The organism is Streptococcus sp. ELY_137, assembly GCF_058314515.1.
Genome location: NZ_JBZFUL010000009.1, coordinates 62,671 through 76,854 on the forward strand (window position 1 = coordinate 62,671; position 14,184 = coordinate 76,854).

The following is a 14,184-nucleotide window of genomic DNA, read 5'->3' on the forward strand; positions in this document are numbered from 1 at the left end:
TCTTACCCTTCCTAACTCAAAAGGTCTGTGAGATCTTTTGAGCTGTCTAAGACTCATCACCTCATCGGATTTATCTTCAAAGTACATTAGCACTAATATTAATCGCAAAAAGCCAGCGGAAACACCACCGGCTTTTTGCTAATATGGTTTAGTCTTCCTTTTTAAGGACATTGCTATCGTCATAAGTGTACTTGCTGTAGTCAATAGCCTGACCTGCCTGGGACTGCCAGAGAATCGGATAGAGTTCCTTGCCACCAGAACCCAGTTTATAGCCCAGTTCAGAAACTGCGGTACCGTTGGACTGTTCGGGGGAAACCACTCCAGAATACTCAACGATTCTAAAGGTCGTATCATCAACTGGTAGCGTTGATGTAACAACTCCCGAATTTTCAGTGTAGCTTCCATCACTGAGCTCAGTCGTGACAGTCACAGTGCCATCTTCGCTGAAAGTCAGAGTTATTTCGGCCCCTCCTTGTTGGCCTGACCAAGTACCAATGAGATTTTTAGGAAAAAGCTCTGTGTCTCCTAGCTTATTGTCCGCTTCCTCCTTGGAACTCTTGGCTACATCTGATTTCTGTTGAAAAGCGGCCTTGGCTGCTGCCTCGTTTTTAGCTGCTCGATTAGCTGCATTGATGTGCAAGATAACAAAGAGAACAACCAGCGCTAATCCAGCTATACTAGCTATCAATATAAATAGTTGTCGTTTTTTCTTACGCTCTTCTTCTGCTTGCACTCGCATATCACGTCGAATCATAGCCACCATCTTCCTCTCTGCTAGAATATACTTTTGGTACTCTCCCTTGGCGCGGTCCAAAAGAAACTGGATTTCATGACGGGAGTTTTCATCTTCGGATACCCTCAAGGCCTCGTGCAGACGATAGACCCTATCTTCCAATTCTTTTTTGACCTGTGGGTCGCCCAAGCCTCGAACTCCGCTTTTCCCGATGGCCCGTCTATAATCATCTTCAAACTCTCTCATCTGACTCCTTAATGACAAGGCTGCTAATCCTTACTCAAAAATATTCCATGCGGAAATTGATAAAATAATCCCCACTCTTATTTTCTCATATTGTAACCTCTTTCAGAAAGCTTTGTCAAGCTAATACTGCAAAGGTCAGCCTAGTGGCGAAAAAATTTTTAGCCTAGGATAATACCTAAAGACATTTGACTAAAAGCCAAATATGATAGAAGTTACCGCCTTTAAGCTTCCCTAATAAAAAAACTAGGGTCAGCCCTTCGCTCTATAAGCAAAGCAGCAACCCTAATCCTATTTAATTTTTAAAAGCGTCAACAAGAACTTGAAATTCTTCGTTGGTCAGAGTGATACCCTTACCCATTTTAGTATGATCAGGGCTCCACGCACGAATATCATACTTGGCCGGAGCACCATTAAAGCTAACGCGATTAAGCTCTTTGGTCCAACCCTTGTCATTTTCAGAGAGGACCAAGAGTTTTTCTTCAATTTCAAATGTAAATTCTGCCATATTTGCTCTTCCTCCTGACTGTTTATTCGTAAAAGTTTTCCAAAAATCAGGCCCTAACTGTTTGGCTGCTGCCGTCTTCCTTATAGAGATTGACGAGACCTTCCTTGCAGGCACGAACCATGTCACCCGGCTGAACTGCTTGAGGAACCGTGATCGTCAAAAGTTCCATAGGATTTGGTGCCCGATCAATTTTATTTCCCTCAGCATCGTGGAGATCTTCGATATTGGTTTCAAAATGGCGGAAACCTGGACCGTAAAATTCAACATGATCCCCTTCCTTGATAACATTACGCTGACGAATGGTAGCTGTCATCGTTTTTTCATTAAAGGAAACGACCTCAGCGATAAATTTATACTGCGGAATTTTGCGGCGGGCGCCGAAGAGCTGCTCATGTTCTGTAGGAGTACTGTAGTAGAAGCCCGTTGCCAATTCACGTTGGGCAACCTTCCAGAGTTCATCAATCAAATCATCCTTGATAGCTTCGAATTTTTCTGGACTCTCCATATAGGCATCTACCGCGGCCTTATAGCAGTTTGTTACAGTTGAAACGTAATGGATCGATTTCATCCGGCCTTCAATCTTTAAGCTATCAACGCCATTTTCAATCATGTCAGGAATATGTTCAATCATGCACATATCAACCGCTGACATGGAGTACTCTTCAGGAATTTCCCCCTTGAGGCTGCGACGCTCCTGACCAAATGGCATATCGTAAAGATCGTATTTCCAGCGGCAGGACTGTGAACAACCGCCGCGATTGGCATCGCGGTGGCTCATGTGGTTAGATAAAGTACAGCGACCTGAATAAGAAATGCACATAGCACCGTGAACAAAGGCCTCGATTTCAACATCTGTACGGCGGCGAATCTCAGCCAGTTCTTCCATATTGACCTCACGCGCCAAGACGACACGAGTCAGGCCATAATTGCTCCAGAATTTAAAAGTTTCGACATTGGTCGCCGACGCTTGGGTCGACAGGTGAATATCCAATCCCGGTGCTTCTATCGCACAGATTTCAATCAGGGCTGGATCCGATACGATAACGGCATCGAGACCCATATCACGCAGCTGGCGGAACCAGTCGCCGGCTCCTTGTTCATTGCCTTCATGGGTTACCATGTTAGCGGCCACATAGACCTTGGCTCCATGTTCATGAGCAAAATTGATGCCTTCTTGCATATCCTCCATGCTAAAATTCCCAGCACGACTGCGCAGTCCATACTGCTGGCCGCCGACAAAGACCGCATCGGCCCCGTAGAGAACGGCTACTTTTAATTTTTCCAAAGTCCCTGCAGGTGACAAGACCTCTGGACGTTTTTTGATACTTGTTGACATGATCTATCTCCTAGACAAGCTGTTAACCATCGCTTGTCATTATTCATTTTTCAGCTCTTTTATTTTAAAGCAAATTCCCTTAAAAATCAAGAAAGCAAGGAAGGTCAGAACATCAGCAAGACTAAGAACAATAAGCAAAAAAGGAACCCAGCTTCCCACTAGATTCCAAGTACCATATCATTAGCTTTCTTGTGTAGATAATTAGCTATCTTGAGGTCATCAAAGCCAATCTTCACAACAAGTTATTTTGGTTTTTTCCAATTCATCAATTGTATAATTATCATGACAACTAGTGGTGCTATAATAGCTCCCGTAATGCAATATTCCATATTACCCTCAACAATTCAGTAAATAATTCACTCCTCCACCAATTCCGCCGGCAACTGCACCATGTACGGCAATGATCGTCGATAAGTGCTAAATTACATTGATTTATTCATGCAACCTCTCAACTATAACATTAGCCTAAGACCAAAACAGTTCATAAAGAGCCAACAAAACTGTTATCAACAAGACCGATGTAGAAGATAAGGCTTTGAGTTTCTGGTTTTTAGAAAACCTTATAAAAATCGTATCTAAAATAACCAAAGTTATCCAAAGGATAAAAATAATCACATATTTCATAACTAATTAGTCAAACAATCTCCTGCTTTGTATCCTAAAACTGCACCACTTACTCCCTCAGTAACACCACCTGCAATAGCTCCGAAAGTCTTCATTCCTATTCCTTCGCTATTTTAATAACTCTAAAATAAGACAAAATTCTTCTTGCTTTGAATAGTAAAACAACCTGGCAGCTGTTCATTTTAACTTGTCGCCTAAAAACTTAAGAAAGACAACACGAGAGAGCTATGATCCTCTCTCGTATCTAACTTATTCGACACCTATTACAGTTGACAAAGAGTCAAAAGGATGGACTTCATAACTATTTTATAAAGTACAAAATTATTGACGTTAGTTATCTGAACCCTTTACTGCAAAAAAGTAAGAAGATTGACAGCCATAATTACGATAAAAGATAAAACTGCAAACAGTTTACTATAGGACCAAAAGGTCATCGTCCATATTATAGCTACTACTAGAAATAGGAATAGCGTATACCATCTTCTAAACTTAGTATTAAATAACATATCAGTTCCCCTAGTTATTCTTCGAATGCATAATATGCAGCGGCACCAGCCATACAAAGAGCCACTCCCCATAAAGAGCTGCTCCGACAGGAATAGCAGCAGTCATTGCTCCAAGTGCAAAACCCCAGTTCACCAAGATATGAAGTTGCAGCTCCAAGTCCATTAAATTCACCTTCTAAATTTGCTAGCATATCTTCTTTTTCAAAATTTCTGTAACCAAGAGATGAGCTATCTTATCTAAAATTCTACTACTTACTGAAAAAAAGAAAATAGACTATTACGAAGATAGAAGCTAAGATATTAACAAAAAAAGCAATTATTTTAGCGAGTTTTAAAAGAATCTCAGTTTTTATTACCAATAATCCAATCTGCATTATTATAGCAATATCCTGTCGTAAGCTCCATATTAATAGCGATAACTCCTATTGCTAAGGCTGCTAGTACATGCTGTCACATTCCGCATTCAAATGATCCAGCTCCTAACGACTCTGAATCATTATCAAAAGAGCCCAGACGCCATGATGGAGACGGGGGAGTAGCATAAAAATTTACTGAATTTTGATATCATGATTTTAGCTTTTTTATCATGATAGATTGTAAAATAAAGTGCAACAAAAAAACTGAAGACATTGCAACTATGATTAATGCAAATATCACTGTTGCCACTATTCTTTGACTTGGTCAGATAAATACAAAATCAACGATAGCAATTATGAACCAAGATAGTAATTTTATAACTCTTCTCATTTTATATTTTTAATCATTTTTTGACAAAAGTAGGAAGACATTGGTAACCATCAATGCTAGAAATAAAATGATCGAAAAAAACTTTGAAATAGGCCATAAAAGGAAAGTTAGAGCAAATGTACTCACTGTTAAAGCCAGTAACCTTGCAATCTTTTCTTGAGTACTCTTCTTTTCCAACAAAATTGCTCACCTCTTATTATTCTTGAGAGTAGGCATACTCAGCAGCCATCGCCAGCCCTTGTGCTCCTAGGTATAGCCAACCAACAGGAGTCCCAGCTGCTAAACAGGCTGCAGCACCAAATCCTAATGAAGTAGCCGCTGCAGTTAGTACTCCTACTGTATTGCCACCTCCTGAAAAAGAGGCCATAAAGTCTGCGTCTGCGATTTCGAAGTCATCAAAAGCTACTGTGTCTAATGTTGTTATATTCATAATAAAATTTTCTCCCTATAATTAATCACTTTCTATAATTAGGCATATTTATATCTCACTACTAGTATTTAGAATTTCATAATCCCAGCTAAATTTTTAATCTTTGTTCAAATAATATATTTCTAAACCAGTTGATACTCCTTGAGCAGTTAATAACATTAAAGTTGCTGGAACACTGACTGGTGCTGCAGTGAGAGCCATAGCACCGAAGCCAATTGAAGTGGCAGCACTCAACAACGCATTACCCCACTCAGCACCACCATCTACATTTGAGAGAAAGTTTCCATCCACCACCTCAAAATTATCAAAAGCCATTGAATCCAAACTTACTGTGTTCATAGAAAGTTCTCTTTTTAAAAAATTACGCAGTCATTGTAGCGCTTAAAATTTACTTATGCAAGGAAAATTAGAGTGAATTTGTAATCTTTAATACAAATAGTAATCATTCGAAAATAAATAATAATCTTTCTGATAATTATCATCTGTTTCATTCTCACCTTCTCTTCACTATCAAATCATGCTATAATGATTTCCATGGCAAAGAAAAATCTGCTTAAAGGAGAGCGCATTGATCAGCTCTTCTCTACTGATGTTAAAATTATTCAAAACAAGGAAGTTTTCAGCTACTCTGTCGATAGTGTCTTGCTGTCACGCTTTCCAAAGTTCCCGTCTAAAGGTTTGATCGTTGATCTCTGCAGCGGCAACGGTGCCGTCGGTCTCTTTGCTTCAACTCAAACTAAGGCCAAAATCCTAGAAATTGAACTCCAAGAGCGACTGGCTGATATGGGACAGCGCTCGATTGAGCTCAATGGCTTAACTGAGCAGGTCACCATGATTAATGATGACCTAAAAAATCTCATGAACCACGCGCCTCGCTCAAAAGTGGATCTTATTCTCTGCAATCCTCCCTATTTCAAGGCAACCGAAACCTCCAAGAAAAATGCCAGTCAGCACTATCTTCTAGCCCGTCACGAGATTGCGACTGACATTGAAGAGATTTGCCAAATCAGTCAGCAGGCACTTAAAACCAAGGGGCGGTTGGCAATGGTGCATCGGCCGGAGCGCTTTTTAGAAATCTTAGACACAATGAAGAACTATAAGCTGGCCCCAAAGTGGATCCAATTTGTCTATCCCAAAAAGGATAAGGAAGCCAATATGCTCTTGATTGAAGCCATTAAGGATGGATCCCTAGACGGGTTGAAGTTCCTGCCGCCGCTCATTGTCCACAAGGATAATGGCGATTACACCGACGAGATTCATGATATCTATTTTGGTAAGGATCACAGGGCTTACATGTATGTGCTGGAATGCGCGGATGGCAGCCTCTACACCGGCTATACAACTGACTTAGACAAACGCTTAGCCAAACATAATGCTGGAAAAGGCGCCAAATATACTAAGGCGCGACTCCCTGTCAAACTTATCTACTCGGAAACCTTCAATCACAAAAATGCTGCCATGAGAGCCGAAAGCCTCTTTAAACAAAAAACTCGGCAGGAAAAACTGGATTACATAGCGGAACATACTGAATAAGAGCAGGAGAAGCCTGAGCAATTGCTTGTCCTGCTCTTATTTTATACGTTAGTCTTATCAATCTGCTCTAAAAGAGTGATAAACTCTTGAATGACTGGAGAGAGCACAGCCTGTTTAGGATAGGCGTAGCTGACATGAAAACTGACATTATCGTCATCTATAAGAGGGATCTTGACCAGACCTTCTAATTCTGAAAAGAGGAGAAAGTCTGTCAGCAGGGTAATGCCAAGATTTTCTTCAACCATCTGTCCAATAATGGCGACCTCACTCAATTTTAGAAAGATATTAGCGCCTCGTTGGTATTTATCATTCAGGTAATTAAAGGCCTCTAAATGCGTATGGCCTTCATCCAGAATAAGGAAGGGTTCATCTAATACTTCACTAAAGGAGACAGCCTGCTTCTTGGCCAGAGGGTGCTTTTCCGATACGATAATGTAAAAAGGACGCTGGTAGAGCTCCTTCGTAACTAGCTTAGGATGTTCCAAGGGGTGCAGACTTCCGATAAGGCTGAAATCCAAATCGCCAGCTATTAGCTGCGATAGCAAATCAACTGAGCCACCGCCCAACATTTGCATTCTAGACATAAAATTTAGGCCTGCTCCTTTATGAATAAGCTCTGATAAAATTCGTGCTCTGATAATAGGAGGAAAACCAACCTTAACTTCCTGATGACTAACGCGTGCTATCTCTTTTTGAGAAATCGCCAGTTCTGCTAGAATAGCTTCAATATGTTTAGCTAGAATCCTCCCTTGCTGGGTTAAAATGACCGAGCGGTGAGAAGGATCCTTGACAAACAGTTCACAGTTAAAGTAACTTTCTAATCGCTTGACAGCGTAGGTAATGGTAGGCTGACTGACCTTGAAAGACTGGGCGACTGCCGTAAATGAGTTTAACTTAGATAACTCCTGAAAATACTCTAAATCCCTGATATTCATACAGAACCTCCACTCTTATCATTGTAGCACAAAAGGTTGTCTTATAAATAAAATTTATGATAAGATGGGCAGTTGACTATAAGAAGGCGGCACTCCTATAATAAGGTCGCTCTTTGCGAGGAGCATTACTTATCATTATTTATTATAGAGGAGAATAAAATGCAAGCACACGATATTTTAAACAATCCCTTTTTGAATAAGGGAACTGCCTTCACTATGGAAGAACGTAAGGAACACGGTCTGATTGGTCTCTTACCACCTTACGTACAAACCATTGAAGAACAGGCAGATCAAGCTTACCAGCACTACCTACAAAAACCATCAGATCTAGAAAAACGTCTCTTTTTGATGGAAATTTTCAATACCAATCGCACCCTTTTTTACTATTTGTTCAATCAGCATATCGTAGAGTTTAATCCTATTGTTTACGATCCCACAATTGCAGATACTATTGAAAATTACAGCCAACTTTTTGTTGATCCTCAATACGCGGCCTACCTTGATATTAACCACCCTGAAAATATTGAAGAAACCTTGAAAAATGCTGCTGGTGACCGTGATATTCGTCTAATTGTAGCAACTGATGCTGAAGGTATCCTTGGTATCGGTGACTGGGGCGTACAAGGAGTTGATATATCTGTCGGAAAACTCATGGTCTACACTGCGGCTGCCGGTATCGACCCTGCCTGTGTCATGCCGCTGGTTATTGATGCCGGTACCAACCGCCGTGAGCTTTTGAATAATCCTATGTATCTGGGCAACCGTCATGAACGGATCCGCGGCCAACAATATTACGAGTTTATTGACCAGTTTGTCCAAACAGCTGAAAGACTCTTTCCTAAACTCTACCTCCACTGGGAGGATTTCGGCCGCTCCAATGCTGCTACTATTCTTGATAAATACAAGAATGACATTCCAACCTTTAATGATGATATCCAAGGTACTGGTATCGTTGTACTTGGTGGTATCTTTGGCGCCCTTGATATCACTGGCGAAAAATTGACTGATCAAGTCTACCTCTGCTACGGTGGTGGTTCTGCCGGTGCTGGTATCGCTTCTCGAGTTCATGCTGAAATGGTCAGCGAAGGGTTGTCAGAAGAGGAAGCCTACAAGCATTTCTTCATGATCGATAAGCAGGGTCTTCTTTTTGACGATATGGATGATCTCACTCCAGCTCAAAAACCATTTGCTAAGAAGCGCGCTGACTTTGAAGGTTCCGACAATATGACCAATTTGCTTGACGTCATCAAAACTGTTAAATCAACAATCTTGGTCGGTACTTCTACCGATGCTGGTGCCTTCACCAAGGAAGTTGTCCAAGCTATGTGTCAAAATACCGAACGTCCGGTTATCTTCCCAATCTCTAACCCAACTAAAAAATTGGAAGCAACTGCTGAGCAAGTGATTGAATGGTCTGATGGTAAGGCCTTCGTAGCAACAGGTGTTCCTTCCGGTACTGTTACTTATAAGGACGTCGATTATCAAATCGGTCAAGCCAACAACGCCCTTATCTATCCAGGTCTCGGACTTGGTATGTTAGCCTCAGAAGCCAAGCTCTTGACTGATGAAATGATTGGGGCCGCTGCTCACTCACTCAGTGGTTTGGTCGATCCGGGTCAGCCAGGGGCACCCGTTCTTCCACCATTTAAGTATGTAGCTGATGTTTCTATTAAGGTAGCTGAAGCCGTTGCCAAAAAAGCGCAAGAACAGGGCTTGGCCCAAGCAAAGGAAACTGATATGGCTAAGGCTGTCCGTGACCTCAAATGGTACCCTGATTATTAAGTAGTTGGAGGCTCTTAGCTATTATGAAAAAATTAAACGATATTAAAATCTCCGGTCTTGGTCTCCCCCTCTATATGGGTTTGATCATCATTTTAGCTATTACCATCTGGATGGGGAAACTTCCTTTTAATATGTTAGGAATTACCTTCATGCTCATCCTTTTAGGGCACCTCTTCTACTTCTGTGGGGAAAAATTGCCTATTTTTAACACCTACCTCGGTGGTGGTTCTGTTTTTACTTTGATTGCGGCTGCCCTGCTTAACAGTCTTCATATCATGCCTAAGGAACTGGTTAAAGCTACGGGAACTTTTATGCAAGATTGGGGTTTTCTAGACTTCTATATTGCTGCCTTGATCTGTGGGGCTATCCTAGGCATGAACCGCAACCTCTTGGTTAAGGCTTCGGCTCGCTTCATCCCAATCTCACTCGCTACTATGGTCATTGGCTTCTTCGCTACAGGTACTATGGGAGCCCTTCTTGGTCAAGGCTTTGGTCACTCTGTACTTTATATCTCTATGGCTCAGATGGCTGGAGGTATGGGAGCTGGTATCGTACCGCTTTCTAAAATCTATGCTAGCCAACTCCATGTCCCTGCCGGTCAAATCCTTAATCAGTTGGCCCCCGCAACGACTCTGGGTAACCTATTTGCCATCATCGGGGCTATCTTTCTTGCTAAAGCTTTCGTCAATACCAAGTACAACGGTCACGGTGTTCTGATCGAAGTTAATAAGGAAGAGCTTGAAAAACCAAAATTAAGGCTTGATGCTACTAAGATTGGCGTTGGCCTCATGCTTGCCTTTGGATTGTTTCTCATCGGTGTTATCCTCAACGCCTTTATTCCAAAGATCCACAGTTACGCCTTTATGATCATCATTGTCTTTATCTTGAAAGCAACTGATTCCGTACCAAAAGCACTTCAAGACTGTGTTGTTATGTTCAACCAAGTCGTCATGACCAACTTAACCCATGCTGTTTTGGCTGGTATCGGTTTGGCTATGATGGACCTATCCAAACTAGCACAGGCCATGACTTGGCAATTCCTTATCCTTAGCTTAACTTCGGTAATCGCCATGGGACTGGCCAGCTGGTTCCTCGGTAAAATCTTTGGTCTCTATCCAGTCGAAACAGCCATCGGTGCAGGTATGATTAATAATTCAATGGGGGGTACTGGCAATATCGCTGTCCTCTCAGCTGCTGATCGTATGGAAATGATTGCCTTCGCCCAGATGGCCAACCGGCTCGGCGGGGCTATTATTCTGATATTAGGTGGTATTCTCATTCACTTCTTTAGCTAAATTATCCTGTAAACGCAAAACGAGGCAGATTACTCAGAAAATCTACCTCGCTTTTTCTATGTTAATATGCCCAGTGAAGTTTCTATTGGCTACGACTGAGAGTGAATACTCCGTGGTAGCCGGCTTCTTTGGACATGTTATCGGCCGTAAAATCTTGGTCTGGTTGAACCTGCCAGAAGACAGGCTTAATGGTATCACCATTGACGGATACCCCATAGCCAAACTTGACTGGGCCACCAGTGCCACCGAGTTCAGCACCCGGTAACAAGTAGTTAGCCTGATCAGCAGGACTGATATCTTGGTAGAGGTATAGGCCAGGTGAAATTTCTCTCAAACTGCCAACTGTAAGACTGAGAGCGGTTTGGTCAACCGCCACATCAATCTGACCATTTTCCTGAAAGGTCATGGTAACTGCATAATTGCTGACAGGAGTCTGACCCTGCCACGTACCTACTAGATCACTGGAAATAATCTGGCTCTGATTCTGACTAGAAGACTGATTGTTATCACTATCATTGGTACCTGATTGGCTGGAGCTAGATACTGAACTACTCTTGTTCTTAGGCTTTTCTGCCGAATGATTTGATGATTTATGACGTATAGAATTTTGAGGGCTCCTTGCCTTTTGGTTACTATGCGTTGTAGTCGTGGATTGATTGATGAAAATAAAAGCGATTAAAGCTATCAAAACCAGACCTAAAAGTGTGCCTCCCCATTTCCAAAAGGAGGTTTGTTTTTTGGAATGATGTAAATCATGACGCGATGGCATAGAGATCACCTCCCCAATAATATCTTTAAAAAGTTATAACCTTCTACGCCTATATTATACTTATTTGTAACTATTTTTGTAAACGCTTCCAGCTCATTTTAATAATATTTAAAGGTTCTCTCAATTCCTTCTTAAAAACTTTCAAGAGAGTAGGAAAAAAATAAAAAGGTCCCTCAGCTGTGCATACATGTACACAATGGCTGAGGTGCCTTTTAATTATACAACAAGAAACAAATGGACTTATCTGTCACCTTTATTGCGGATAACGAAGCCATTTTTCTTTTCACTTGAAGTGCGGTGGGGACGTTTATTGTCCTTTTTTTCGAAGTCTTTACGATTTTTATTGGAGACCCGCTTAAAGTCGCGTCGACCATTGTTATCCCGGCGATAACGATCTCTACCGCCACTGCGGTGATTATTATTACCGCGACCGCCTTTGCCCTTATGACTACCAGACGGTTTAAAAGGTAGTGGTTTTTCACGACTAATTTCGACTTCTGGCATTGTCTCAGGATCCTGCACGGTGAGGCTAAGGATATAGAGAGCCAGCTCTTCTGGTGAAAATTCAGCTGCTAATTTAACAGCGTCACCCTTAAATTTTTCAAAGTTAGCTCGAACCGCTTCATCCGCGAAATCGCGCTCAATCTTTTTAAGAGCCACACGTTTTTTTGCTTGAAAGGCCTCCTCGGCTGTAGCCGGTTTTAGTCCCTTCATACGCTTGTTCGTCAATTTTTCAATGATAGACAGATAGCCCATTTCATTTGGTGACACAAAGGTGATAGACTGACCTGACTTACCGGCACGACCTGTCCGCCCAATGCGATGGACATAGCTTTCAGGATCCTGTGGGATATCATAGTTATAAACATGGGTCACACCTGAGATATCCAGTCCACGGGCAGCCACATCGGTTGCAACTAGGATATCAAGGTTATCATTTTTAAAATCGCGGATAACTCGCAGGCGTTTGTTCTGATCTAAATCACCATGAATACCTTCTGCGCGATAGCCACGCAGCTTTAACCCGCGGGTCAATTCATCAACACGACGTTTGGTACGACCAAAAACAATAGATAATTCCGGCTGATCAACGTCAATAAGGCGGGTCATCGTATCGAACTTTTCCTGCTCTTTAACTCGGATATAAAATTGTTCGACCTTGTCGCTGGTCAATTCTTTAGCAGCAATTTTAACGTGCTCGGGCTCTTTCATAAATTTCACACCGATACGCTTGATGGCATCAGGCATGGTAGCTGAAAAGAGAAGGGTTTGACGTTCTTCAGGAACATGGCTGATAATAGCCTCGATATCCTCAAGAAACCCCATATTAAGCATTTCATCAGCTTCGTCAAGAATCAAGGTCTCAACCGTATTGAGCTTAAGAGCCCGACGTTTGATTAAGTCCAGCAGACGTCCCGGTGTACCAACGACAATATGGGCACCTGAACGCAGGGCTTTAATTTGTTTCTCAATGCTAGATCCCCCATAAACTGAACGAACCTTGACGCCTTTTTCACGGCCAAAGCGGAAGAGCTCTTCCTGACTCTGTACCGCTAATTCACGCGTTGGCGCAATAACTAAAGCTTGAATCGCTTTATTTTCAGCATCAATTTTATTGAGGGTTGGCAAACCAAAAGCAGCTGTCTTACCTGTTCCTGTCTGTGCTTGACCGATGACATCCTTGCCCTCGAGGGCTAAAGGAATCGTCAGTTCCTGGATAGGAGAAGGCTCGACAAAACCTGCTTTGTCAACGGCTTGCAGAATATCTTCTGCTAAATGTAATTCTGTAAATTTCACTTAAATTCTCTTTCTAAAAACAGTGCGAGGCTGTCTTATAAAACCTGTAATATATAATAATTGCACTTTAGTGCAACCTACTTAGTATACCACGTTATGGGTAAAAATGATAGTTTCTATATAGAAAAATGTTTAAACTCTAGCCACTTCTAATAAAAGGCAGCTGCCAGAGCTGCTAATGGGACCTTAAAAATAAGAAGCAGAGACTAGATCTGCTTCTTTGGTTTGATTAAGCTTCCTTCTTACGGCGCATCCCTGCCAAACCAAGACTAGCTAAAATCGCACTCAAGCCTAAGAGCGGCAGATAAGCACTCTCCTGACTGCCCGTCTGTGGTAAAAGACTGGCCTTCGCTGGCTGCGGTGTTGCGTCCTCAAGGTAATAGCTCACAGTTAGCGGCAGACGGTTACGATTTGGTGCCGGCGGCGTAGGATCAGCCGGATCCTCCGGTGTCGTTGTCTTAACCGTATTCGAACTGTAGGTCACGCCGTTAATCGTATTGATATAGGTGTTCGCAAAGGTGCCAACCGCTATCCGCTTCATCTGGATGTAGCTTTCCGCTTGGAAACTAGAGGCCAGCGAAACCGAACGCAAGAAGCTTTCCTGGAATCTGATGACAATGAGCCCCTCTGCTTCATTGACGTCTGCCTCCGTATAACCGGTCACATCCGTTCCCGCTGCGATCACAGTCCCATCCTTGAGGGTGATGTCAGACTTGGCATAGACCTTATATTGTCCGGTATACTGATCCCCTGTTTGGTCATAGTCATCATAGAAGTTATACTCAAACAGCTCATCCGAGCGGTTGCCCGGAATGATCCCACCGATCAGACGGTAGTTGAAGACTTGGTTGAGCGCTACGCTCTGACCGTCAAGGTTATTGGTATCGGCTGGATCTAGAGTCAGGGTCACATCCTTCTTAGGATCCACCTTAGGCACGTTATTGAC

13 protein-coding genes are annotated in these 14,184 nt (G+C 42.3%); 3 read left to right on the top strand and 10 right to left on the bottom strand.

From position 1 onward, the window contains the following. Positions 1-148 precede the first annotated feature (148 nt). From AC4HAO_RS07655 to AC4HAO_RS07680, 6 genes are all read right to left on the bottom strand, one after another. Positions 149-979, bottom strand: a complete 831-nt coding sequence (locus AC4HAO_RS07655) for a hypothetical protein (RefSeq protein WP_491135022.1) — start codon at positions 977-979, stop codon at positions 149-151. Between the two features lie 292 nt (positions 980-1,271). Further along, positions 1,272-1,484, bottom strand: coding sequence for a YdbC family protein (locus AC4HAO_RS07660; protein WP_447453139.1), 213 nt, complete (start codon positions 1,482-1,484; stop codon positions 1,272-1,274). Between the two features lie 46 nt (positions 1,485-1,530). Continuing rightward, a complete protein-coding gene (locus AC4HAO_RS07665) occupies positions 1,531-2,820 on the bottom strand; it encodes a peptidase U32 family protein (RefSeq protein WP_491093212.1) in 1,290 nt (429 codons plus the stop codon). A gap of 1,140 nt (positions 2,821-3,960) precedes the next feature. Continuing rightward, positions 3,961-4,113, bottom strand: a complete 153-nt coding sequence (locus tag AC4HAO_RS07670; protein ID WP_491135023.1) for a hypothetical protein — start codon at positions 4,111-4,113, stop codon at positions 3,961-3,963. A gap of 780 nt (positions 4,114-4,893) precedes the next feature. Further along, positions 4,894-5,127 (bottom strand): hypothetical protein, encoded by a 234-nt coding sequence (locus AC4HAO_RS07675; RefSeq protein WP_165209822.1) that lies wholly within the window; start codon positions 5,125-5,127, stop codon positions 4,894-4,896. A gap of 96 nt (positions 5,128-5,223) precedes the next feature. Beyond that, a complete protein-coding gene (locus AC4HAO_RS07680) occupies positions 5,224-5,466 on the bottom strand; it encodes a hypothetical protein (protein WP_491093210.1) in 243 nt (80 codons plus the stop codon). A gap of 195 nt (positions 5,467-5,661) precedes the next feature. On the opposite strand from AC4HAO_RS07680, the gene AC4HAO_RS07685 reads away from it, so the two are divergent. Next, positions 5,662-6,660 carry a GIY-YIG nuclease family protein gene (locus AC4HAO_RS07685; RefSeq protein WP_491135024.1) on the top strand — a complete coding sequence of 333 codons (999 nt, stop codon included), beginning with the start codon at positions 5,662-5,664 and terminating at the stop codon, positions 6,658-6,660. A 41-nt stretch (positions 6,661-6,701) separates the two neighbouring features. Here AC4HAO_RS07685 and AC4HAO_RS07690 read toward each other — a convergent pair whose 3' ends face one another. Continuing rightward, positions 6,702-7,595 (bottom strand): LysR family transcriptional regulator, encoded by an 894-nt coding sequence (locus AC4HAO_RS07690; protein WP_491093208.1) that lies wholly within the window; start codon positions 7,593-7,595, stop codon positions 6,702-6,704. Positions 7,596-7,754: 159 nt separating this feature from the next. Between AC4HAO_RS07690 and AC4HAO_RS07695 the strand changes: the two genes are divergently transcribed. Together AC4HAO_RS07695 and AC4HAO_RS07700 are read left to right on the top strand one after the other, a co-directional pair. After that, entirely contained in the window at positions 7,755-9,377 is a 1,623-nt protein-coding gene (locus AC4HAO_RS07695) for a malolactic enzyme (protein ID WP_491093207.1), read from the top strand. 23 nt (positions 9,378-9,400) lie between these two features. Next, entirely contained in the window at positions 9,401-10,672 is a 1,272-nt protein-coding gene (locus tag AC4HAO_RS07700) for a 2-hydroxycarboxylate transporter family protein (RefSeq protein ID WP_491135025.1), read from the top strand. Positions 10,673-10,754: 82 nt separating this feature from the next. Here the strand turns inward: AC4HAO_RS07700 and AC4HAO_RS07705 are convergent, their stop codons facing one another. From AC4HAO_RS07705 to AC4HAO_RS07715, 3 genes are all read right to left on the bottom strand, one after another. After that, positions 10,755-11,006 (bottom strand): hypothetical protein, encoded by a 252-nt coding sequence (locus AC4HAO_RS07705; RefSeq protein ID WP_447453150.1) that lies wholly within the window; start codon positions 11,004-11,006, stop codon positions 10,755-10,757. Positions 11,007-11,681: 675 nt separating this feature from the next. Continuing rightward, entirely contained in the window at positions 11,682-13,238 is a 1,557-nt protein-coding gene (gene cshA / locus AC4HAO_RS07710) for a degradosome RNA helicase CshA (protein ID WP_491135026.1), read from the bottom strand. A 229-nt stretch (positions 13,239-13,467) separates the two neighbouring features. Beyond that, positions 13,468-14,184, bottom strand: a 717-nt coding sequence (locus AC4HAO_RS07715; protein WP_491135027.1) for an LPXTG cell wall anchor domain-containing protein, incomplete at its 5' end; no start/stop codon positions are given.

Coding starts and splice junctions, on each gene's coding strand:
- AC4HAO_RS07655 (WP_491135022.1), bottom strand. CDS start 979: ATGAGAGAGTTTGAAGATGATTATAGACGGGCCATCGGGAAAAGCGGA.
- AC4HAO_RS07660 (WP_447453139.1), bottom strand. CDS start 1,484: ATGGCAGAATTTACATTTGAAATTGAAGAAAAACTCTTGGTCCTCTCT.
- AC4HAO_RS07665 (WP_491093212.1), bottom strand. CDS start 2,820: ATGTCAACAAGTATCAAAAAACGTCCAGAGGTCTTGTCACCTGCAGGG.
- AC4HAO_RS07670 (WP_491135023.1), bottom strand. CDS start 4,113: ATGGACTTGGAGCTGCAACTTCATATCTTGGTGAACTGGGGTTTTGCA.
- AC4HAO_RS07675 (WP_165209822.1), bottom strand. CDS start 5,127: ATGAATATAACAACATTAGACACAGTAGCTTTTGATGACTTCGAAATC.
- AC4HAO_RS07680 (WP_491093210.1), bottom strand. CDS start 5,466: ATGAACACAGTAAGTTTGGATTCAATGGCTTTTGATAATTTTGAGGTG.
- AC4HAO_RS07685 (WP_491135024.1), top strand. CDS start 5,662: ATGGCAAAGAAAAATCTGCTTAAAGGAGAGCGCATTGATCAGCTCTTC.
- AC4HAO_RS07690 (WP_491093208.1), bottom strand. CDS start 7,595: ATGAATATCAGGGATTTAGAGTATTTTCAGGAGTTATCTAAGTTAAAC.
- AC4HAO_RS07695 (WP_491093207.1), top strand. CDS start 7,755: ATGCAAGCACACGATATTTTAAACAATCCCTTTTTGAATAAGGGAACT.
- AC4HAO_RS07700 (WP_491135025.1), top strand. CDS start 9,401: ATGAAAAAATTAAACGATATTAAAATCTCCGGTCTTGGTCTCCCCCTC.